Below are 22,341 nucleotides of genomic sequence, written 5' to 3'. Positions count from 1 at the left end.
TTGCCTCCGAAATTAATGCTTCAGGGCATTGGCCAGGGACTTGAAGCGCTTGTCGCCGGTCTTGAAGTCCCGGACCAGCCACTGGAAATTGCCCTCGTACTTGCAGTAAAGGTAGCAGTATTCAACATAGTCGCCCTGGTCCTCCGTGGCCCGGTCGAAGACTTCCGTGTCCGCATAAGTCTCAATGATCTTGTCGTCTTCATGGCTGTCGCGCCAGTAGGAATGGCTGCTGGCCGGAGTCTGGCCCAAAGTCTTCAAATCGCCCAAGTTGACCAGGTCCAGCACCTGCTCATAGTCCTGGTAGCTGTCCAGCAGGGTCTTGCCGGCCTGGGCCAGCTCCCCGCCATGTTCAAGCAAGACCGCGCTGACGGTATTGTCCTTTTCCTGTACGGCAATCATGCACTGGGTATCTGTCATATTATCTCCTTGTAATCAACTATTTGAAAAAGTGGAAGAAGCCCCGCTTCTCCTTGCTCTTTTCCTGGTCTTCCTTTTCCTTGGCAGCTTGGGCCGCCTTGGCTTCAGCCAGCTGGTCCTGCAGCTGCTGGATCTGCTCGGCTTGCTTGCGCTTCTCGTCAGCCTCTCGCTCCTGCTCTTCCTGCCGCTTCTGCTTTTCAGCGACCAGCTGAGCGTTTTCCTGGGTGACCTGCATCATCTTGTCCATCATTTCCGCGTTCTTCTTCAGATATGGCGCGATGTTGGCCCCCATGGTCTGGCCCTGCACCTCGGCCGCGGCCTTGGCCTTTTCCATTTCAAAGCGCTCAGCCGCGATCCCGGTCGCCTTCTCATAGCGCTCGGTCAACAGGTGGTTGCCCTGCCACATGTCCATGTTGGCAAAATTGATGGTCAGCCCCTGGCTGTCGAAAGTCTTGCAGATCTCAGCTGCTGACGGCAAGTAGCCAAAGTAGCGCTGGATGTCGTTCTTATTCGGGAAGACGCGGGCCGGCACCGTGCAGTCCGCGGCATCCCTGGCAAAGGTGATCTCCCGCAGGGTAGCCTCATCGTGCAGCAGGATGCTCCAGTTTCTTCTGCCTAAGTCATCGGCCAGGTTGTAGTTCTTCATGTTGAAGTAGTACTTTGTCTCAGTGTTGACCAGGTCATACTCCTTGACCAATTGCCAGAAGGCATGCTTGACCGGGTATAAGAAGTCGCGCTTGAGCTTCAGGTAGTCGCTGTCGGTCATGTTCTCCACCCAGCGATCGATCTGTCTGGTCAGGTAGAGGAAGAGGGCATTGTTCAGCCAGTGGCCGTGATTGTCGGTGTTCCCATCCAGGTATTCAAAGAAGTGGATGTCGGCATCGGTCTTCTTGCGGAACTGGTTGCCCTGGCTGATGACGTAGCCGCGCCGGCCAACTTCGGCCAGGAGCTCGATGTCTTTGCCCTTGGAGTTCATTGAAAAAATCGCGACCGGCTCAACGCCCAGCTTGTCGCCATGGCGGTTGGACCGCTTCTTCAAGAAGGTCTGGGCAGCAGCTGAGGAGAACAGGGAAACCTCTGGGTCATCAATGCAGATTGGGGTGATTGACGAATCCACATCCATGTAGCGGTCAGTAAAGCTCCAAATGTTCTTGTTGATGACCTTGGAGTTGGAGCTGTAGGCGCTGGCCCGGTCCTGCTTGGTCAGGCTCTTGCCGGCCAGCAGCTTCTTTCTGACGGCTGCCGTCATCCCAAAGAGCTTGTCTTCTGAACTGGCCTGTACGATCGACTTGGTGTTGCCAATCGTCAGGTTTGAAGCAATCTTGAGCAGGGTTGACTTTCCCGTCTCCCCTTGCCCAATCAGGCCGACGACGATCGGCACGTCTTCCACGATCCCGTTTCGCTGGTCAATGGCCTGTCTGATCTTCCAGATGCTGCCGCTTTCCAGGACGTACATCAGGAATGAAAAAGCAGCCTGGGATTCGTTGTCCTGCTTGCGGTCGCGGTAAAAACGCACGATGTCGAAAATCGCGGAGACGTCCTGGCGGCTTGGCTTGGGCACGACTACTGGCGTCTTCTGGTAGGAGTCCACGTCCGGCTTTTCAATGATCGTCCCCGTTGCTTGCTCCTGCAGGTACATGGGCTTTGGGTAATGGGCCGGCTCATCCGGCAGGGAAATGGCTTCCCCGTCAAGCACATCGCCTTTAACGGCCAGCTTGGCCAGCTTAGGCCCCAATTCCTCATCAGCCAGCAATTGCTCCGCGCTTTCCAGCTGCTTGGGGTCAATCGCCTCCTTGATCTTCAGCAGCTTGACGGCCGAGCGAAAGCGGCGGTTTTCCGCCCCATGGCGCAGCTGGGCTTGTCTGGCGGCTTCTTTAAATGAGCTGACCGGTTCTTTCAAAATCAGGTCGGCCAAGCCGGAGGCCTTGAGCAGGACCTTGGCCCGGTCAGCGTCATCGGCTTTGGCGTATTCCTGCAGCAGGTCGCGGGTTAAATAAGGCTTGGCCGCCTTCTGCTGGGTCAGCCAGACCTGCTGGAAGACCGCCCAGTCCTCGTCGCTTTCTTCTTTCTCCCCATAGCTGACCAGCATCAAGTCGCGGCTCCCGCTGTAGAGACGCCATTGGCCATGGTCTTCATTGGACAGCATCAGCAGGCTGAAGTCAGCCGCCGGAATCCAGCGAACGGTCAGGCTGCCATCCAAGAGCCGCTTTCTGCTTGCTTCATGGGACTCATCCAAGGCCGCTAGATCCCGCGCCAGATTCTGGGCCAGGGTCAGGTCGGGCAGATGCCGGCTGGAAAGCGGCACCAGCAGGTCAACCTGCTGGAATTTGGGCAAAAAGACCTGCTCGACCAATTGCCAGTCCAGGTCGGGCATGATCGCGGCAAGGCGGGAAAATTTCTCCGTCGTCTGCTGCAGGTCTTCCAAGAAGCCATGCTGGATGATGAGTTTTCGTTGGTTGTCAATAATTGCTGCCATCTTTTTATCCTAAAATCGATTCTCTTGCTTAATTTATTCACGCGCCGCCAATGCTTGCCGCCGCGCGGATGTAAACCTTGTCATTCAAATTATAGCACCGAACCCGCGCCCTCTACCAGTCGCCACATGATTCCCTGCCAATGGTCTGCAAAATAAGGTATGATAAAGGAAAGCATTAACGAATAAAAGCGAGGAGCGGAGTGACATGACTATACAACAATTTCTAATCTTAGGCTGGACTGGCCTGGGCGTCTTGGCCATTTTTGGCATTTGCTGGATCTACGGCCTGTTCACGGACCTGCCGCGGATCCGCTTCTTCTGCGACGTCATGATGGTCGCGGCGCTCTTCATGATGCTGATCGGCTTTGGCGGCCGGGCCAAGCAGCTGCGCCTGGCGCAAGACCGCAAGGCCGCCGTCATCCGCCAGGCCAAGGCATATGACCAAACGGGCGCCAAGCTGCTAAAGCAGCTGACGACGGTCAAGGAGCAGACGGATGGGATTCAGCAGCACGTGGCCGGCAAGTGGCAACAGTCGCTGACTGACTACCAAGCCGCCGTCAAGGCCCAGCAGAAAAAGAAGAAGCGAAGCAAAAAGCTGGTCTACAACCCTGCCAAGGTCGTGGGCGAGGCTATGACGGACAAGAGCAAGTCCATCAAGTCCTGCCAAAAAGAGCTGAAAGCAGCCGACAAGCTCTTGGGCAAGCTTTACCAGCAGCGCAAGAACAAGAAAATCACGGTTCCATACCAGGACTACTCCGCGGCCTTGACCCAGACCGTCAAGTACTACAACAGCGCCGTCACCGTCAACAAGCAGACCTGCCGCAAATATATTGACAAGAACCGGCAAGCCGCCGAAAAGACGCAAGCTGCCTTGGACAAGCTGGACCAAGACTAGGAGTCGGGATTACCTTAGGACGCTCAGCTAATTTAGATGAGCGTTTTGGATTTTAACAATCGAATATGAGAAAAACGTGGTAGTTGGGGGACGTTTGAGCTTCAGCAACTCCCTGCTGTGATTTGAGATACATCAAAAAGGCTCCCAGAAGTTTTTTCACTTCTAGAAGCCTTTTTGATTCGTTAGAGTTTTTTTCCCAGACCCCTTTTCATTGCTTACATGCTTACCTGGCTGTCCTCAGGAGAGGAGGTCATGATCCCGGCAAAACTTTTGCAAAAAATCAGCCATGCTTTCCACGGCCTTCGGCTGTTGCCCTTCCTTTGAAACCAGGCAGAGGGTATAGCTGGTGTCCTCTTCGACCGGCACGTTGACCACGCCCGGGGCTTCATGATACTTGGACTTAGGCAACAGAGCCACCCCTTCGCCGATGGCTACCAGACCCATCATGGTTTCGATATCGTCGCTCACGCTGGTTTGGTGGACTTGCACGTGATGCTCATCAAAAATGCGCTGCAGGAAGTTGGACAGGGCATTGCCGCGGCTGAAGCTGATAAATGGGTACTTGCTCAAGACCCTCAAAGAAACTGGACCCGCATTGGCTAATTCATGGCCGGCAGGCACGACCAGTTCTAAATGCCGCTCCATTAACGGCAGCAGCTCCAAGTCGCTGATCCGCCGCTTGCTGGTCTTGGTTACCAAGGCCAGGTCCAGGTCGCCACCCTGCACCTTAGTCAGCAGCTCGCTGGTCAGCCCCCTTTGCAGCTCAAAGTCGACCTTGCTGCTTGGGTTGACCTGGCGGAATTCCCGGATCACGTCCGGCATGAAGCGTGGCGAAACGATATGAGCCACCCCAATGGCCACCTTGCCAGTGCTCCCTTCCGCCATTTCCATAACCCGTCTTTCCCCTTCCAGGATCTTCTTGACGCCAACCTGCGTATACTCGGCAAAAGACTTGCCGTAAACCGTCAGACGAATGTTGCGGCCGCTCTTCTCAAAGAGCGGGACGCCCAATTCTTCTTCCAGCTTCTTGACAGCATAGCTCAAAGTTGGCTGTGAGATCCCCAGGTTCTGGGCAGCCTGGGCCATATATTGCGTTTTGGCCAGTTCGTTGAAGTATTCAAGATGTTGGAAATTCACAATTCTCACGCTCTCTATCATCAAAATGTTTCTATTACTATTTTTATCTAATTGCCTCTTTTTCGCAACCTTTTAGCAATTAAATTGATCACGAAATTCATCAGTCCTTTGAATAATAAAATTGTCGGTAATTATAAGCCGTGAATTATATAATATAAAATAAGAAAAATAATCCACCCCCCAAAAATGGGACAATCTAGTACATGTCGTATTTTAAGAAAACAATGAAAGCCCTATTTTCGAAGCGACTGATCAATAGGTGTATTTTTTATGTATAATTCTTTTGATAAATGTCCAAAAAGCGCTATAATAATTTTATTGTAAAATTTGTTTTGCTAATCGATAGTTTTATAGAGAGCGTGTAAGATGAAACAAGATGTACTTTATCAAATTCTGACGACTGCCGAAGACTGTCAAACCGTCAGTGATATCGCGAAAAAATTGTTTCTTAGTCAACCCTATGTCAGTCAGGTCCTAAGCAAAGCTGAAAAGAAATATAAGGTAACCCTGATTGAACGACGGACTTTGCCAATCGAGTTGACGGAAGCAGGACGCACCTTGTGTGATGGCCTTGAGCGCCTGCACAGCGACCAGATGAAGATCGAGCAAGACCTGCGTCGCTTTACTGAAGAAGAGCAGTCTTACATTAAGATCGGCTTCTCCCCGGTCTGGATTCCTGGCCGCGACAACCACATTATTCCCCAGCTTCAGGAAAAGTTCTCCAATACCCGCTTTGAATTGATCAAGACCTTCAGCATTAATTCCGCCAAGCGCCTGGTTGACAACCGTATGGTTGACATTTATTGGGGCCCGCTCTTGCGGGGGGAAAACCTGAAGAACTACTTTTTCTATCAGCCAAAGGTCTATTTGATCATTCCCAAGACCAGCAAGCTTTACCAAATGGGCAAAAAGGAAGTTCCTTTTGACTACCAGATGCTGGTTGACCTGAGCGAGGAAAAGATGGTTTCTCTGAGCGACGACTCAGGCTTCCAGAGAACCATCGACCACCTGCTGGAAGACCAGAACCTGCCCAACAACAAGCTGATCAAGGTCAACGACTATGAGGCGGCCGTTCAGCTGGCTGCCGGCGGCTTGGGCTGGACCATGACCATGGAGTACCTGTTGCCAAGCATCAGCGACAGGGATGAATACAACTTTGCTGAGCTGCCAAGCAGTCTGATTCAATCAGACAACGGACTGACCCTGCACACTGAATCCAGTGCCAAGACCAGGGAAGTCGCACGGGAAATGGCAGATAAGATTCAAGACATGCTCAAGAAACAAGGAAAGATTCAATAACGCCTGTCTTTCCAAGAAAAAAGCGCGCGGTCCCAGTGACCGCACGCTTTTTTGTGCTTGTTCAATGATCGTTAGAGTTGCTTCTTCCGCTTTTTCTCTAGAATTGCCAGGCTGCCGAGCCATAAAAGCCCCAGCAGCGACACCAGGAAGCCCGCCAGCAGACCTGGCGTGTGGTAGTAAAAGGCTACCTTGTGCTTGCCCTTGGCCAGCTTCAGGCCCAAAAAGGCATTGTTGGTCAGAATGACCTTGGCTGGCTTGCCGTCAACGACCGCGCTCCAGCCGCTTGAATAAGGAATTGACGAAGTCAGGATGCCCGCCTTTTTGGCCGTGATCGTCCCCGTCAGCTGGTCTTGCCCCAGCTTCAAGTGCTTGAGGCCGTTTTGCCGGATCTGCTTGATCTGCCGCTTGTAGGTCCTGTTGATTGGCACGGCGACGATCCGGTAATCAAGCTGGTAGACCCCCAGCTTGGATGGCTTGAGGATCAGGCTTGACGGCAATGATGAGTAGACGCCCAGATTCATCGTTCCCCCTTTGACCAGGCGGAAGAAGCTGGTGGCTTCCACGCTTGGCTGGGAGATGGTCTCGGCTGCTTTGGACCCGGTAACGGTCAAAGAGTAGGAAATGTCCGGCGAGCCCGCCAAAAGGTGGTAGCGCAGGTACTTATAGCGGTTCTGAACCCGGTTGAAGGAAGCCGACTTCAGATCGGCATTCTGTTCTGCCCGCTTCAATTCATACTTGAGCTGCTGGGCAAAAGTAAAGGGCTGGTACTTGATGGACCTGAATTCAAGGTGCAGCTCGCTCTTCCCTAGTTGAGCCTTCTGCTTTTTAGTCAAAAACAGGCGTAAACTGTAGCTTTCCTTGCTGTCCGTGTACTTTAGGCGGCTGGGGTTGACGACGTTGCCGCGGTTCGAGACCAGGGCCGCCGGGATGGTCTTGACCCCGCCCAGCTTGGCCTTGGCCAGCTGGCCGGCATCCTGCCGGCTGACGACCACGCCGCTGGCTAGGGCGCGCTCTTTGCCTGAAGCCGGCAATTGCTGGTAGACCGCCGGGCTGATCGTCTTGCTTTCCAGCCAGACCAGCGGAAAGGCCGACTTGCTCTCATACATCTTGGTCTGCACCTGCACTTGGTCCGGGTCGGCATCGTAGTCCTGCTTGGCCTTGCTGGCCGCCACCTCCTTGTAGGTGGCCGGGATCTTTTTGGCATTGAGGCCGTTGGTCTGGACAAAAATGTAGCGCACGCCCAGGAAATTGTTCAAGATCGTCCGGTCGTCAACTTGGTGCAAGGGAATGTTGTTGTCATACTGGATGTTCTGCATGTCAGTGCTGAACTGGCCCAGGTAGGCGTTTTGAATCGAGTAGTAGGACGAAATATTGGCCAGATTGGAGGTCAGGTCGTTCCAGACCTTCTTCCGGCTGACAATCTTGTTGTTCGATACCGTGTTGATCCGGTAATTGCCAGCTGCTGCTTTTTCTTCCAAGCCCCCGTAGCGCTTTTCAGCAATCTGCTCATACTCGCCCCGGTTCAGCATGGCCGACGCGAATCTCCCGTTATAAGGCAAGGCCGCGTAGGCCGCGTTCAGGCAGACGTTGAGAATGATCAGGATGGCAAAGGCCTTCTGCCCCTGCTTGACCTTGTTTTCGGAAATCAGGTAAGTCAGGCCCAGGGCCAAGAGCAGGAAGATCACTGGCAAAAAGAGCTTGTCGTCGTTTTGGATGAAAAAGACGACGGCCAGGTAGACTAGGTAGATCCCCGTGCTCGTGGCCAGAAGGCGGATCATTTTAGGGCTGAAGCCCTCAAGAGTCAAGTCCCTCAAGAAGATCATGACCGTCATCGCCAGCGGCAGGTACAGAAGCAGGGTCCAGCGGTTGGAAGCGGACATCCCTCCGTTGAAGGCCGCCCCAACGGCTGGGATCAAGAGCATGACCAAGCCCAAAAAGAGCGCGGCCGCCAGCGTCTTATGCTTTTTCCAGTTGGCGTACAGGTAGGTGATGGCCAAAAGGATGACGCTGGCCAGACCAAGGGCAGACCAGAACATCAGCTTCCAATTGTCCCCGTTGATCAGCTGCTTGGGCAAAAGCAGGTAGTAGTAGAACGGATAGACGACCATCCCGTTGGCAAATTCTGAACCAGTCCGGGTTGAATTGATGACCCCGATAATCTCAGGGATCAGCAAAACGGCAGCCGTCAACACGCTCCCGCCAGCCGCGAAGGCAAATTTGCGGATGGTTGGCCAGAAGGGAATTTTCCCCCAGTAGTCCAACCCCCAGCGCAGGGCCAGGTACAGCATGGCCCCAAGTCCCAGCACGAAGGCCAGGTAATAGTTGCTGACCAGCATCCAGAAGAAGACTCCGGTCAGCGGCCAGGCACTCCCGCCCTGCAGGACTCGTTCAATATTGACGACGATAAGTGGGAACAAGATGAAGGTCGTCGTGAACATCGGCTGGGCCACCGCCGCGTAAAGCAGGTAGGCGTTGACCATGTAGACCGCGGCTCCGCTGAGGATGATCCAGTCAGAAAAGTCAAAGTGTCTGGCAAAGTAGACAAAGGCCAGGCCCACGCAGTACATGCGCAAGACGATGATCAGCTGGTAGGCAAAGATCAAATGGCTCGTTGGAAAAAGCAGGGTCAGGTAGGCAAAGACGTCCCCGATTGTGTAGTAGGAAAAGACCGAAAACAGGTCGCTCCCCACCCCCATGGTCCAGGACCATTCAGTCGGCCCTTGGAAGGGATGGCGCAGAAACTGCAGCAGGTACTCCCGGTACTTGATCATGAGCGGCAGGTGCTGGTTGAACGCGTCCGTGTTCCAGATCAGGGTATGGCCGCTGATCAGGTAAGGGGCAAACATGCAGGCGGCCAGAACCAGAAACAAGACGGTATAATGCAGATAGGTCCTCTGGTCCTTTTTTCTTGCAAAAGTAAACTCCATAACTGCCTCCAAACTTGTGAATTCGTATCTTTATATTTTAGCGCTTTTTGAGGCGATCGTTCAGAAGCTTAAGCTTTTTCTAAAAGAAATGTCAGCTGGCAGGCACAAACGGCCGTTTGTCAAAAGCGGGATTTATGCTAATATGGGTATTATAAAAATGAGTTAAAGAACTATAGAGGAATGTAAATACATGGATATTTATAGTCAAGTTAAGGCAATTGCCAAGCGACATGGCCGGACAGTCAAAGAAGTTGCCAAAGACGCGGGAATTGGCGAAAACAGCATCTACCGCTGGCGGACCCACCGCCCCTCGGTCACTTCCCTGCAGAAGGTAGCCAGCGTCCTCCACGTGGCCGTGGAAGACCTGACCCGGGACATCAATGCCCACCGGACCGTGGACCTGAACGACGACAAGGTCCACTTCACCTTCAATGGCCGGCCGGTGACGGCAATTGAAATGAAGTACATCCGCCGCCTGCTAACGCCAGAATTCAAGAGCAAGCAGCGTTAAGCAAAAAACTGATCCCAAGGGCTTGGGATCAGTTTTTTAGTTGTATTTTTTCAAGACAATGTAGGCGCTCAGAGAAAAATACAGCCAGGCCGTGACCACTCTCTGCCGGCCCAGAATCATGGCCTGCAGGCGCGGCCAGCGGGCGATTTTCTGCCCCAGCCAGGCCCAAAGGCCGGTCAGCAATAAGAAGACCAGGCTGACCAGGAGGAGCTCTTGAACCGAGTGACTGGCAAAAAGCGGAATGTAGACGCCTACGTTGTCCCCGCCATTGGCCAGCGTCACCAAAGCCACGGCAGCTGTCCAGTTCCGCTGGCCTAGAGGTGCGGCCTCCTTGTCCTCGACCTTGTCCCGCAATTCCTTAATTCCCAGCCAGGCCGGCAGCAAGCCCAGCCTGGCCAAGGCCTTGGCAGGCAAGAAAGAGAGCCCGTAAGCCCCCAAGATGGAAATAGCGGTCAGCAGGGCAATGCCCAGATACTTGCCAAAAACGATCTGCCAGTCTTCTTTGCGACTTTTAGTCTGGGCGAAGAAGAGCAGGCTGACCAACAGGTCGTCGATGTTGGTTGCGGCGTAGGCCACGATGGCTTCAGTGATTGTCTGCAGCATTTTCCCGCGTTCCTTTCCTTTCTTTTTCTTTTCTGCTTTTCCAGCTATTTTCAGACAAAATTCTGAAAAAGTCAGCTTTATTTTTAAACTTCTTTTTGCCTTCCGCCAGGCCAAAAAGCCCGCCATCAGCCCGCCTGGCCTTGCTTTCTTCCGCAAGCAACCCCGCGGACCTTCTTATTGAAAATAGCAGCCTTTCTTTACAAAAACTTTGCTTGTTTATTGACAGCCGTCCGCCCTATAGTATAGGTGGAAGAAATGAATGACAAAGGAGGATGCAACCATGACCGACATGCTAAGCAACTACCTCGACCAGGTCGACCGGGACCTGGGCAGCCTGTCCTTGAGTGAACGGACCGCGCTATTGAAAGAATTAAAAGCCAACCTCTTAGAGCGGATCGCCGCGGGTGAAAGTCCCCAGGAAGCCCTGGAACATTTGGGCGCGCCTGACCAAGTGGCCGCCCTTTTGGAAAAAGCCATGCTGCAAAAGGAAAACCTGTCAGCCTCAGACATGCGCTTGATCTGGAGCCTGGCCATCATGGCCGCCTTGTTCGTCGCCCTGGCCGGAGTGTTCCTCTACGCTGACCTGACTCACGGCAGCATTTGGGCTGGCCTGAGCATCTGTGGCTGGATCACCTTTGCCTTCTGCTTAAGCATGATCATCCTGGCCCTGGTCAAGGAAATCCATGAATAAACACGGCCTGACAATTTAGAGCGGCAAAGTGTAAATATGAAAATCAACAATCAAACTCAGAAGAAAGGAACGTTCTGACTGCCTCCAGCAACCAGAACGTTCCTTTAGTTTTGTCTTGCTTATCTGCTGTTTCAGCCTACTCGCCGCCATCGTCCAGCAGGTCGGTGTAGAGTTCCTGCATCTCTTCATCGTTTGGCGCCAAAGGCAGGTACTTAGCCAAGACCTGCTTGACCAGGTTCTTTTGCCCGGCAGCGTCAAAGAAAAGAGCCATCTGCCGCAAGAAGGCGGCATTGTCCTGCAGGCCAGGATAGGCCAGCAGGTACTCGCTTTGGGCCTGGTCGTACTTGTCCAAGCCCTGCCAAGCCTGAGCCATTGCCCAGTGAGCCTGCGGCTCAAGCTCGGCGTCATCCAGCTGGCCAAACAGGTCCAAAGCCTCTTGGTACTTGCCTTCGTAGTTGTCCAGGTTGGCCAGCATCAAGCGCAGGCTGGAATTATCCGGGTTGACCTTTAAGCCGCGCTCAAGCAGGTCTTCCGCGTCAGCCTGCTTGCCCAGCTTAAGCGCCGCGTCGGCCCCCAGCTGATAGAGTTCTTCATCCAGCTCGTTGTAGCCCAAGCCAGTCTGAGCCGCGTACAGCTCTTCTTCGAAATTGTTCTCCATTCCATAGGCCTGGGCCAGGAAGGGATAGGCGTTGACATAGTCTGGACTTTGCTTGATAACTTCATCCAAATATTGGATCGCCTGCTTGAATTGTTTGGCTTGAACCATGATCACCCCGGCCTGGTACTTGGAGTCAATATCGAGCAGGTCTTCCTTGTGGCCATTGATAAAGGATGCCGCCTCTTCATAGCGGCCCAGCTTGGCCAAGGTTTGAAAGATCCGCTGGTTCAAGTTGACCTCGCCAAACATCTTCTGCCGCTCAGCCAGATCCTGGTACAAAGGCAGGGCTTGCTCGCTCAGCTCCATCAGATAGTCCAGTTCAGCCAGGCCAAATTCGATGGCGTCTTCATCCGGAGCCAGCTCGCGGGCTTGGTTCATCTTGGCCCGGGCCGTTTCCAGCAGCCCTTCGCTTTGGTAGTAGTCCGCCTGCACCAGGAGGCTTTCCAGATATGCGTCCGATTCTGGCTCAACCCCGTAAAGCAGGCTCAGTCCGTCGTCTTCTTGGCCGTCATTGAGCAGGATTTCGGCCAGGTAGACCTTGAACAGGTCCTCATCTGGAAACTGAGCAATCAATTTGCGGTAGACTTCCTTGGCCAGGTCGGTAAAGCCCAGATCGGAGAGATTCTCAGCCAGTGAAGCCAAGATCTCGGGATCATCATTGTCCAAGGCCTGCTTGAGCAGGGTCCGCGTCTCACTAAATTTGTGCGCCTGAATGGCATCCAGCAGCTGTTCAGAATATGTCATCAATCGTCCTCACTTTCTGTCTGCCTTCTATTCTACCTTATTCACTGAAAAATCAAAAAATTAAGCATTGTTTGGTCAATGCTTAATTTCTGCCTATAATTCTTTCTTGCTGACAGCCTGTCCATAGTCATCCAGCTGCGTCGGCTTGACCAAGAGGAAGCCCTGGGTCTTGTCGCAGCCAATTTCTCTGACGAAGTCATACTGGTCAGTCGTTTCGACCCCTTCAGTCAGAGTCTGCAGGCCCATTTCCCTGGCCACCTTGACCAGGCTCTTCATTAGCTTGCGGTTGACTCCGTTGTTGTCGTCCAGATGCTGAACGAATTTCATGTCGATCTTGATCAGGTCAAAGCGGTATTCATACAGGCTGTTCAAGCTGGAATAGCCTGAGCCAAAGTCGTCCATCCAGAATTTGAAGCCCAGGGCATGCAGCTGATTCATCTTCTCCTGCAACCCAGCCTGGTTGCCAGCCAGGTCCCGCTCCGTGATCTCAATCACGATCAAGGAATGGTCAACTCCATACTTGTCAACGATCTGCGTCAATTCGTCCACGATCGCAGGCCGGTCGAAATCTTCATGTGACAAATTGACTGAGACCGGGTGCAAGGCAACGCCGTTTTGCTTCCAGACCCGCAGCTTCTTGACCACCTCTTCCAGCATGTAGGAATCCAGCATAAAGGTCAAGTGGCGCTTCTCAATGACGGGAATGAACTGACCTGGCCCAATTAGGCCCCGTTCTGGGTCCTGCCAGCGGGCCAAGGCCTCATAGTCACTGATCTGCTGACTCTTATTGTCGAAAATCGGCTGGAAGAAGACCTTGAGCCAGTGCTGGTCGATCGCCTTCTGCAGGTTGTCCAGGTAGTAGTTGCCGGACAGGTCCCGCTTTTCGGCCGCGTTATCATAATGCCACAAGAAATGCCGGCGGTCCGTGCCGATCTGGCTTAAGGCATAATGAACGTGATCGGCGATATCGTTCATCGAGTCCCCGATCTGAATCTTGTAAATTCCAAAGGCAATATCAGCCGCATTGCCGCCAACCAGGCACTTGAACTGGTCATGAACCCGGAGCAGCTTGGCTTCCAACTGATCCTGATCCGCAATCACCAGGAAGCGGTCGCCTTGGTAGCGGGACACGATTTGGTCAGGGAAAGTCCTGGTCAGCAATTTCCCTACTCCGACCAGCAGCTGATCGCCAGCCGGCTTGCCGAATTGATCGTTGTAGCCCTTCATGTTGGAGAGGTTGACCAAAACGGCGGCAGGCTGCTTGCCAGAAAAGCGGAGCTTGCCCACCTTTTCCAAGCCAAAATTCATAATGAAGTGGCGGTTGGGCAGCCCAGTCAGGGCATCGCGGTTATATTCGTCCTTAAAGTGCTCCACGTAGTCCATGTCGGACTTCTTGAAGTCCAAAGGACTCCGGTCAATCTTATAGTAGAAAATAAACAGCAGCTTGGACCCGTCAGGCTCAACTACCCGCTTGCCAAAGGCATGCATCAGGTAGTAGTCCTTGGTATGAGGCTCTTTGACCCGGTAGATCAAATCGTACTTGAACCTGTTGCCCAGCTTGGCTTCCTGCTGGCCAAAGTAAGCCAGCCGGCCAATGTCGTCGGGATGAACGAAGCCGAACATCGACTCGTCCAGCGACTTGATCAGTTCATGGCGCGGCATTCCGTGCATCTGACACATGGCATCAGAAACCAGCAGAGTCACGACTTTCCCGTCAACAATTTGATAAACGCCCAAGGGAATCGGCAGGGACTCGTAGTCCTTGCGCTGCTGGGGCGAAAATTGATATCTTCCCATTCGCAATTACCTGATTTCTAGACTAATCCGCTGACAAATATCCTAGGCTGAAGCTAACGCAGTCCGCACGCGTTAATGCTATTATAGCAAAAAAGTCCGGATGTTTTTATTTTTTTAGATTATCAAATTCATTGCTTAACAAATATAGTTCGCTGCTTTAACAACAATCTTACTAAATATGATATAGGAATATCGTTATTTACATTAGTCATTCGGATAGACTTATCAGTTAAATCCGTATTATGAGATGCTGCCCCGACCAAGGCCGAGTTTTTTATAAGCTAGTGCTCACGCGCAGCCTACAGCTTCTGAGAACAACCAACTTATTCTTGCAAGCAGGATTGACCGCAGTCAAGCCCGCTTTTTTACCGCCGAATGTAAAATTAAATTGAACACTGTTCCGATCCAGAGAGTGAAAATCGTTTTTACTGGATCAGAGCACCAAAAATCTTACTGACAGATGTATTACTTAACATCCATCAGTAAGAAAGATTATCGAGCCAAAAAAGGCGATTCAACTCGGCATTGAAATGTCTCACCCTCATCTAATAAAAGGATCAGCACCGTCATTGATGCTGATCCTTTTTAGGTTATTTGCTTGATAATCGTACCAAATTTCCGCACACCTGTTTAACTGTTTTCCGTGGATACTGGCACAAAAAGCATTTATGAAACATAATATTAAGTCTTATTAATTATCTATTTCTTCCTGAACCAATTTCCGCAATTCTGCCAGTGGAACCGGCCGGGCAAACTCGTCCAGCGGCTGCGGCTTGGCCAACAAGAAGCCTTGGGTCTTGTCAACGCCGATTTCTTTGACGAAGCTGTATTCTTCTTCAGTTTCGACTCCTTCGCAGAGCGTCCGCAGCCCCATCTTCATGGCCATCTGCACCAGGCTGGCCAGCAGCTTGCGATTGATTCCGTTATTTTGGTCCAGGTGCTGGACGAACTTCATGTCCAGCTTGAGCAGGTCAAACCTGTATTCATAAAGACTGTTCAAACTGGAGTAGCCAGAACCGAAATCATCCATCCAAAAGTCAAAGCCCGCTTCATGCAGTTGACTCATCTTTTCCTGCAGCAGGGTCATGTCACCACATAGATCTCGTTCCGTAATTTCAATGCTGATCAAGCTGGGATCGATGCCGTACTTCTGGACTTGGCTTTGAATGTCGGCGACCATTTGTGGCCATTCAAAGTCTTCGTGCGACAAGTTGATGGAAACTGGATGCAAGGGTACCCCATTTGCTTTCCAGGCACGCAATTTCTTCAGGACTTCGATCAGCATGTACCGGTCCAGGTAGTGAGTCAGGTGGCGTTTCTCAATCACTGGAATAAACTGGCCCGGACCGACCAGGCCCCTTTGCGGATCAATCCAGCGGGCCAAGGCCTCATAGTCACTGACCTTGCCAGTATGATTGTCGTAAATCGGCTGGAAAAAGACCTGAATCCAGTGCTTGTCCATCGCCTCCTGCAAGTGGTCCAGGAAGTAATTCTCGGATAAATTGCGCGCTTCAGCTGCCTGGTCGTATTTCATCACGTAAAGACGGCGGTCTTCGCCGATCTGGCTCATGGCAAAGCTGGACCGGTCAATGATCTGCTGCATCGTGTCCCCTTCCTGAATGGCGTAAACGCCAAAAGAAATATCAGCCGCATCCCCATCAACCAAGTCGCGGAAATCGCGGTGCAGCTTGGCCAAGGTCTGCGCGAGACCATCCGCCAGGGTAAAGACAATGAAGCGGTCTCCCTTCCAGCGGGCTACCAGCTGACTTGGAAAAGCAATCGACAGACGATTGGCCACGGCGGCCAGCAGGTGACTGCCGTTAGTTTGCCCAAACTGGTTATTGTAGCCCTTCATGTTGGAGATGTTGACCAAGACGGCTACTGGCTCGCCCCCGCTTTCCCGCAGCTCGGCCACCTTCTCCAAGGCAAACTTGTCAATGAAGTGGCTGTTGGGCAGGCCGGTTAACTCATCGGTATTGATCACGTCCTGACTCTTCTTGGCATAGGCCTTGCGGCTTTCACTCATTTCCTGATCATCATGGTCAAGATTCTCATAGAACAAGAAAGCCACGACGCTCCCGTCAGCCATGGTCTTGACCCGGCCAATCGTGTGCACGTGCTGATAGCGGCCAGTCCTGGCATTGCGCAGGAGGTAAAAGATATTGTAGCTGAATTTATTGCCCTGCAGGTGCAGCTGCTCACTATAGTAGCTGAGCTTGCCAATGTCCGCTGGATGGACGTAGGCAAACATGTTGTCATTAAAGGATTTAACCAGTTCTTCCCGGCTCATGCCCATCAGCTGGCAGAGCTGATCGGACACCAAAAGCGTTCTGGTCTTGCCATTCACCACTTGGTAGATTCCCAGCGGAATCGGCAGGGTTTCATACTGTCGCCGCTCGCTTGGCTGAAATTGATATTCAGGCATTTGTTAAGCACTCCTTGTCATAATTTTGCTTTTCACCTATTTTGCAGATATGCAAGAGAAAGCATGCCCAAACTTAGTTTTGAACAGTCATCAACTTGCGGCAATTCCGCAAGCTTGATCCTAAGTTTTAATTCAACCTAAATTATAGCAGAAAAGATATGCTAATTTGTGCTGAATTTGTGACTTTTCATTAGATTATATCAAGTTAAAAAGCACTCATAACAAGGCTTTCGCCCGTGCTTGGGCTCTGCTTTGCCGGCCTATCCTTAATAGTTCTTTAATAATAATGCCATCAATCAGAAAGATCGCATCAAGGCAAACAAAAAACGCCAGGAATATCTCCTAGCGTTTTCGTTTTAAAGCGCGTCAATTACTTAACAGCGTCCTTAAGAGCCTTACCTGGCTTAAATGCAGGAACCTTGCTTGCTGGAATTTCGATTTCAGCACCGGTTTGAGGGTTGCGACCCTTGCGAGCTGCACGTTCACGAACTTCGAAAGTACCGAAGCCGATCAATTGTACCTTTTCACCCTTAGCCAAGTCTTCTTGGATTGATTCAAAGATTGCGTCAACGGCTTCTGAAACGTCCTTCTTAGTCAGCTTAGTCTTAGCAGCTACTTCTGATACTAATTCTGCCTTATTTGCCATGTGGAATTCACCTCCTATAAATCAGGCACGGTGGCCTAATCACATCATTCTAAATAGAATGAGGGACACTGAGCGCTGATTGCATTCAATTAATTCCCTGTTCTCTAAATTATCACAAGAATGCCTTGAGAACAAGCCTTTTCATGTGTCATTCTTGCAAAAAGAGCAAGAAAAACAACGCGTGTGATCCAGCTACTTGCGCTTGCGCGGCAAGATCTTGATTGGGGTTCCCGTAAAGTCAAAGTTCTCCCGCAGCTGGTTGATCAAAAAGCGCTGGTAGGAGAAGTGCATGAGCTCGGGATCATTGCAGAAGACCACGAAAGTCGGCGGATTGGACTTGACCTGGGTCATGTAGTAGACCCGCAGGCGCTTGCCCTTGACCATTGGCGCCGGAACCAGGCGGCTGGCTTCCAGAAGCAGGTCGTTCAAGACGCTGGACTGGATCCGCTGGCTTTGGTTCTCGTAGACCTTTTCAACCAGTTTTGGCAAATCATCGATTCCCTTGCCGGTCTTGGCAGAAACAAAGACGATCGGGGCATAGTCCAGGTAGGCAAACTCATCGCGGATGACGGCCTCAAAGTCCTGGCCGGAAGAGGAAGTCTTCTTAGGCACATCCCACTTGTTGACGGCAATGATGACCCCAATGCCCGCCTCATGGGCGTAGCCGGCCACGTGCTTGTCCTGTTCCCGGATCCCAGTACTTGCGTCCAGAACCAAAACGGCGACGTCAGAGCGCTCCAGAGCGCTCATTGCACGCATGACCGAGTACTTCTCGGTCTTTTCGTAGACCTTGCCCCGGCGGCGGATGCCGGCCGTGTCAACGACTCTGAACTTGGTCCCGTCCTTTTCAAATGGCGTGTCGATCGCGTCCCGGGTGGTGCCTTCTTCATTGGCCACGATCACCCGATCCTCACCCAACAGGCGGTTGACGATGGAGGACTTGCCAACGTTTGGCCGGCCGATCACTGAGAAGGAAATGACGTCGTCAGCGGCGTTTTCCGCCTCTGGCGGGAAGTTCTCGACCACCTTGTCCAGCAGGTCGCCCAGACCGGTCCCATGGGCCCCAGAGACGGGAATTGGCTCGCCCAGGCCCAAGGAATAGAAATCATAGATGTCGGCTCGCTGCTCAGGGTTGTCAGCCTTGTTGATCCCCAGCAGAACCGGCTTCTTGCTCCGGTAGAGCAGACGGGCGATGCGCTCGTCCAAGTCAGTAACGCCCTTTGACGCGTCCGCGATCATGACGATGACGTCGGCTTCCTCGATGGCAATCTCGGCTTGGGCGCGGATTTCTTCGTCAATCGTGGAATTCTCCCAGGTAATCCCCCCGGTATCGATAATGCTAAATTGGTGGCCCATCCAGCTGGCCCGGGCATAGTTCCGGTCGCGGGTCACGCCCGGCTTGTCTTCGACGATCGCCACCCGTTCGTTGATGATGCGGTTGAACAGGGTTGACTTGCCAACGTTTGGCTGGCCAATAATGGCCACTACAGGTAATGGCATCTACTCACCTCTTTTACTTTCTAAAAAATCTGTCTCTATATAATTATACTCTAGGAAATAAAAAAGACCGACGCGGGTCGGCCTTCTTTATTTTGTTTTAAAGCATTAACGCTTCTTAAGTTGGTCACCGATCATGTCACCAAGTGAGAAGCCGTTGTCGTCGTTGCTCATGTACTTGCGAGCAACTGAGTCGTTGTTTGATGAACGACGTGAACGAGGTCTGTCGTTTGATGAAGAAGCATTCTCTGGATCAGCTTGCTTAATTGACAGGGAGATTCTTCTTTCACTTGGGTCGATGTTAAGAACCTTAACCTTAACCTTTTCACCAACAGTCAAGACGTCGCTTGGCTTGTCAACGTGCTTGTTGGAGATTTCTGAAACGTGTACCAAACCTTGGATGCCGTCAGCGACTTCAACAAATGCACCAAAGTTAGTCAATGACTTAACTTCACCTTCGATGATGTCACCTTCGTTCAAGTTAGCAGTAGCTTGTTCGAATGGTGATGGTTCAGTTTGCTTGATTGACAGGGAGATACGGTGACGGTCATTGTCAATGCCAATAACCTTAACCTTAACATCTTGGCCAACCTTCAATACGTCGCTTGGCTTGTCAACGTGCTTGTAAGAAATTTCTGAAATGTGTACCAAGCCGTCTACGCCGCCGATGTCAACAAAGGAGCCGAAGTTGGTCAAACGTGATACGCGGCCTTCTACGATGTCGCCAACAACGAGTTGGGAAGCAACGTTTTCGAATGCTTCTTCACGTTCTTCTTCGATAAGTTCCTTGTGTGAAAGGATCAGACGGTTCTTAGCTGGGTCGATTTCAGTAATCTTAACCTTGATGGTCTTGCCAATGTATGGCTTGAGGTCTGAAACGAAACGGTTTGAGATCAAGCTGGCTGGCAAGAAGCCACGGGTGCCAACGTCAACCAGCAAGCCGCCACGAACAGCTGAGGTAACCTTGCCTTCAATGGTCTTGCCTTCTTCAAAGTCCTTTTGAAGCTTGTCGTAAGCTTCACGTTCCTTAACGCGGATTACTGAGAAGAAGAATTCACCATTTTCCTTGTCGCCACCGGCACGGCGAACAACGTAAGCCTTGAAGGTGTCCCCTGGCTTAACGGCGTCGCGCAGGTTAACGCTGCGGTCGTTGGTGAAATCGCGGCGGGTGATCACGCCTTCAACACCGGCGTTTTGTACGCCGACGTTGATTTGGTTGTCTTCTACAGACAAAACGTTAACGTCAACGATATCGCCAACTTTAACTTCTTGCATTTGTGCAAGAGCATCTAAAAATTGATTGTTTTCTGACATAAATATAAAATGCCTCCCTGTTTATTCGTTCTCTATTCTACCGAAAAATAGCTGAATTTGCTACTATTTTAGCAGACTTTTTTGACTTTTTCCCGGATTAGCTCTATTTTTGCTTTTTCTTAATCTCAGTCAGGATCGCGTCGACTACTTGGTCGATGGTCATATGGGTCGAATCGATCTCGATGGCGTCGTCTGCCTTCTTCAGCGGTGAGATCTCGCGGTGGGAGTCAAGGTAGTCCCGCTTGCTGATGTCCGCTTCAATTTCTTCCAGGCTCTGCTTGGCTTCAATGCCCTTCTCCTGCCAGTCCAGCATCCGCCGCTCAGCCCGGGAGCGGGCGCTGGCAACCAGGAAGATCTTCACGTCAGCCTTGGGCAAGACCGTGGTGCCGATGTCGCGGCCATCCATGATCACGTTGGTTGAGCCGGCCAATTGTCTTTGCAGGTCGACCATCTTGGCCCGGACCCCTGGCAGGGCGGATACTTCTGAAACGTGGGCGGTAATTTCCGGGGTCCGGATTTCCAGGGAGACGTCCTTGCCCGCTACGATCACCTTCTGCCCCTTTTCTCCAGGCTCCAGCTTGATCCCGTCTTCGTCAATCGCGGCCAAAATGCCCTTTTCGTTGCCGTATTCCAAGTCATGGTCACGGGCAATCAAGGTGCAGGCCCGGTACATGGCCCCAGTGTCAATGTAAACAAATGACAGCTTGTTGGCTACAATCTTGGCTACGGTACTTTTCCCTGCTGATGCAGGTCCATCAATCGCTACTTGCATATTTCAATCAAAAGGAGCGATTGCTCGCTCCATTCCTTTCCTATGAATTCTTTTATTTGACTTTGAGCTTCTGCCCAACGGACAGAACGGCAGTCGTGGTCGAATCGTTCAACTGGGCCAGTTCATCCGCCGTCATGTCGTGCTTGGCGGCAATCGAAGCCCAGCTGTCGCCGGACTGAACCACGTAAGTCTTGCCAGAGGAAGACTTCTGGACCGCCTGCTTCTTGACCTTCTTCTTGGCAGCTTTCCTGACCGCGCTTTGCTGGCCCTCCAGCCGCATTTCCTGCTGGGTCGTCCCCGGCGCGGCAACTGGAACGATGGCCAAGGCGACCAAGACCAAAACCAAGATCAAGGACTGCCAAGGAGCGTTGCGGTCCCGGCGCTCCTCGTCGGCTTGGCGGCGAAGCTCCACGCGGGACAGGCGCTGCTTTTGCGGTTTATGCTCCATGTCCAACTCTTCCTCCTTTAACTTCTCAATTCTAACATATTTGCCCGATTTCTGGCACAAAATAAAGCTCTTCCCGGAGGAAGAGCTTTGGCAAAAAGCACTGCTGCTTTAAAGAGATTAAAGATAAGCAATAAGTAAGTTTAAGAAAGGAAGCGGCATCAGTACTTGCTTGAAACGTTGAAGTGCTTGCGCACGAACGGCTTGATCGTCTTCAGGACTGAGGCAAACAGCACATAGACGACCACTGAGTTGATCGCGCCCTTGATCAGGTTGAAAGGCGCGATGATCCCGAAGATGTAGCTGCTCATTGACGGAATGTGCAGCATCTGGCCCAAGTAGGTCTTTTCAGTGAACTGCAGCAGCTGGGCGTAGTTCATGTGCATGCTTGCCGCCTGCGGCACTGAAGTGTAGGCGTAGACTGGCGTCAAAAGGAACCAGTTGCTCAAAGACATTACCGCCGTCAAGCACAAGGTGCCGACTGCCAGGCCCAATACTGGGAGCAGGTAGCCCTTAGCGGACTTGCGGTCTTCATCCTTGACTGAGCCGGCAATGTAGTAAAACGGCAAAGCGAAGGCCATTGAGGCCAGGAAGGCCGCCAGCTGGCCCACCAGAGACGGCAGGGCAAAGCCGCTGAAGAGCAAGGAGACAAAGCCCTTGATAAAGGCCACGGCCGCCCCGCCAGCTGGCCCAAAGACAAAGGCGCTGATGACCACGATGACGTCTGAGAAGTCCATCTTCAAGAAAGCGACGCCCGGCATGATCGGGAATTCAAATTTCATGACGATAAAGGCGATTGCACCGATCATGGCGTAGGCAATCCAATTCGAAACTGATTTTGCTGATCTGCGATTGTTGGCAATTTCCATGCTTACAAATCCTCCTAGAGATATAAAAAGGTCCGTTGCCTCGAAGAGCAACAGACCTGAATTAATAAGCATGTTTATAAATTGCTTGGCTCACGTCTGTCTTCTTCCATCTAGACTTTAACTATCGGTAGCTTAATTGCATTCAACCACTTACGTGGGTCGCGGACTCACACCGCCGGTCGGGATTTCCACCCTGCCCCGAAGACAACTGATATATT

The 22,341-nt window shown here is 52.0% G+C and carries 19 protein-coding genes and 1 riboswitch; of the genes, 4 read left to right on the top strand and 15 right to left on the bottom strand.

Annotation, left to right across the window (positions count from 1 at the left end; all coding sequences use genetic code 11):
* Nucleotides 1-12 precede the first annotated feature (12 nt).
* Both FYJ62_RS06915 and FYJ62_RS06910 read right to left on the bottom strand, forming a co-directional pair.
* Nucleotides 13-417 carry a hypothetical protein gene (locus FYJ62_RS06915; RefSeq protein WP_154548981.1) on the bottom strand — a complete coding sequence of 135 codons (405 nt, stop codon included), beginning with the start codon at nucleotides 415-417 and terminating at the stop codon, nucleotides 13-15.
* Nucleotides 418-436: 19 nt separating this feature from the next.
* Entirely contained in the window at nucleotides 437-2,893 is a 2,457-nt protein-coding gene (locus FYJ62_RS06910) for a hypothetical protein (RefSeq protein ID WP_154548980.1), read from the bottom strand.
* Between the two features lie 205 nt (nucleotides 2,894-3,098).
* Here FYJ62_RS06910 and FYJ62_RS06905 point away from each other — a divergent pair, with 205 nt between their 5' ends.
* Nucleotides 3,099-3,788 carry a hypothetical protein gene (locus FYJ62_RS06905; protein ID WP_154548979.1) on the top strand — a complete coding sequence of 230 codons (690 nt, stop codon included), beginning with the start codon at nucleotides 3,099-3,101 and terminating at the stop codon, nucleotides 3,786-3,788.
* Between the two features lie 237 nt (nucleotides 3,789-4,025).
* Here the strand turns inward: FYJ62_RS06905 and FYJ62_RS06900 are convergent, their stop codons facing one another.
* Nucleotides 4,026-4,925 (bottom strand): LysR family transcriptional regulator, encoded by a 900-nt coding sequence (locus tag FYJ62_RS06900; protein WP_326832010.1) that lies wholly within the window; start codon nucleotides 4,923-4,925, stop codon nucleotides 4,026-4,028.
* A 366-nt stretch (nucleotides 4,926-5,291) separates the two neighbouring features.
* On the opposite strand from FYJ62_RS06900, the gene FYJ62_RS06895 reads away from it, so the two are divergent.
* On the top strand, nucleotides 5,292-6,224 hold the full coding sequence (locus FYJ62_RS06895) for a LysR family transcriptional regulator (protein WP_154548977.1): 933 nt from the start codon (nucleotides 5,292-5,294) through the stop codon (nucleotides 6,222-6,224).
* Nucleotides 6,225-6,295: 71 nt separating this feature from the next.
* Here FYJ62_RS06895 and FYJ62_RS06890 read toward each other — a convergent pair whose 3' ends face one another.
* A complete protein-coding gene (locus FYJ62_RS06890) occupies nucleotides 6,296-9,151 on the bottom strand; it encodes a YfhO family protein (RefSeq protein ID WP_154548976.1) in 2,856 nt (951 codons plus the stop codon).
* Between the two features lie 190 nt (nucleotides 9,152-9,341).
* On the opposite strand from FYJ62_RS06890, the gene FYJ62_RS06885 reads away from it, so the two are divergent.
* Nucleotides 9,342-9,662, top strand: a complete 321-nt coding sequence (locus FYJ62_RS06885) for a helix-turn-helix domain-containing protein (protein ID WP_154548975.1) — start codon at nucleotides 9,342-9,344, stop codon at nucleotides 9,660-9,662.
* 36 nt (nucleotides 9,663-9,698) lie between these two features.
* Here FYJ62_RS06885 and FYJ62_RS06880 read toward each other — a convergent pair whose 3' ends face one another.
* Together FYJ62_RS06880 and FYJ62_RS10645 are read right to left on the bottom strand one after the other, a co-directional pair.
* The gene (locus FYJ62_RS06880; protein WP_195837412.1) at nucleotides 9,699-10,265 is read right to left on the bottom strand and encodes a cadmium resistance transporter; all 567 of its coding nucleotides are present in this window, start codon (nucleotides 10,263-10,265) and stop codon (nucleotides 9,699-9,701) included.
* A complete protein-coding gene (locus tag FYJ62_RS10645; protein ID WP_195837411.1) occupies nucleotides 10,246-10,425 on the bottom strand; it encodes a hypothetical protein in 180 nt (59 codons plus the stop codon). The genes FYJ62_RS06880 and FYJ62_RS10645 overlap by 20 nt, the downstream gene beginning before the upstream one ends.
* A 120-nt stretch (nucleotides 10,426-10,545) precedes the next feature.
* Between FYJ62_RS10645 and FYJ62_RS06875 the strand changes: the two genes are divergently transcribed.
* The gene (locus FYJ62_RS06875) at nucleotides 10,546-10,956 is read left to right on the top strand and encodes an HAAS signaling domain-containing protein (RefSeq protein WP_154548973.1); all 411 of its coding nucleotides are present in this window, start codon (nucleotides 10,546-10,548) and stop codon (nucleotides 10,954-10,956) included.
* 136 nt (nucleotides 10,957-11,092) lie between these two features.
* Here the strand turns inward: FYJ62_RS06875 and FYJ62_RS06870 are convergent, their stop codons facing one another.
* From FYJ62_RS06870 to FYJ62_RS06830, 9 genes are all read right to left on the bottom strand, one after another.
* Nucleotides 11,093-12,358 (bottom strand): tetratricopeptide repeat protein, encoded by a 1,266-nt coding sequence (locus FYJ62_RS06870; protein WP_154548972.1) that lies wholly within the window; start codon nucleotides 12,356-12,358, stop codon nucleotides 11,093-11,095.
* Nucleotides 12,359-12,451: 93 nt separating this feature from the next.
* A complete protein-coding gene (locus FYJ62_RS06865) occupies nucleotides 12,452-14,155 on the bottom strand; it encodes a bifunctional diguanylate cyclase/phosphodiesterase (protein ID WP_154548971.1) in 1,704 nt (567 codons plus the stop codon).
* A 691-nt stretch (nucleotides 14,156-14,846) separates the two neighbouring features.
* Nucleotides 14,847-16,580, bottom strand: coding sequence for a GGDEF and EAL domain-containing protein (locus FYJ62_RS06860; protein WP_154548970.1), 1,734 nt, complete (start codon nucleotides 16,578-16,580; stop codon nucleotides 14,847-14,849).
* A gap of 370 nt (nucleotides 16,581-16,950) precedes the next feature.
* Nucleotides 16,951-17,226, bottom strand: a complete 276-nt coding sequence (locus FYJ62_RS06855) for an HU family DNA-binding protein (protein ID WP_154548969.1) — start codon at nucleotides 17,224-17,226, stop codon at nucleotides 16,951-16,953.
* Nucleotides 17,227-17,418: 192 nt separating this feature from the next.
* Nucleotides 17,419-18,726 carry a ribosome biogenesis GTPase Der gene (der, locus tag FYJ62_RS06850; protein ID WP_154548968.1) on the bottom strand — a complete coding sequence of 436 codons (1,308 nt, stop codon included), beginning with the start codon at nucleotides 18,724-18,726 and terminating at the stop codon, nucleotides 17,419-17,421.
* 105 nt (nucleotides 18,727-18,831) lie between these two features.
* Complete coding sequence (rpsA, locus tag FYJ62_RS06845) at nucleotides 18,832-20,037, bottom strand: 30S ribosomal protein S1 (protein WP_154548967.1); 1,206 nt, start codon at nucleotides 20,035-20,037, stop codon at nucleotides 18,832-18,834.
* 103 nt (nucleotides 20,038-20,140) lie between these two features.
* Complete coding sequence (cmk, locus tag FYJ62_RS06840) at nucleotides 20,141-20,809, bottom strand: (d)CMP kinase (RefSeq protein ID WP_154548966.1); 669 nt, start codon at nucleotides 20,807-20,809, stop codon at nucleotides 20,141-20,143.
* Between the two features lie 52 nt (nucleotides 20,810-20,861).
* The gene (locus FYJ62_RS06835; RefSeq protein WP_154548965.1) at nucleotides 20,862-21,257 is read right to left on the bottom strand and encodes a LysM peptidoglycan-binding domain-containing protein; all 396 of its coding nucleotides are present in this window, start codon (nucleotides 21,255-21,257) and stop codon (nucleotides 20,862-20,864) included.
* 158 nt (nucleotides 21,258-21,415) lie between these two features.
* Nucleotides 21,416-22,123, bottom strand: a complete 708-nt coding sequence (locus FYJ62_RS06830; RefSeq protein ID WP_154548964.1) for an ECF transporter S component — start codon at nucleotides 22,121-22,123, stop codon at nucleotides 21,416-21,418.
* A 94-nt stretch (nucleotides 22,124-22,217) separates the two neighbouring features.
* A riboswitch (FMN riboswitch) is annotated at nucleotides 22,218-22,333 on the bottom strand.
* Between the last annotated feature and the right edge of the window lie 8 nt (nucleotides 22,334-22,341).

Origin of the sequence: Lactobacillus porci (assembly GCF_009695985.1) — a bacterium.
Lineage (GTDB): Bacteria > Bacillota > Bacilli > Lactobacillales > Lactobacillaceae > Lactobacillus > Lactobacillus absianus.
Note: the sequence above shows the minus strand (reverse complement) of the source record. Positions and strands in the feature narration are given on the sequence as shown.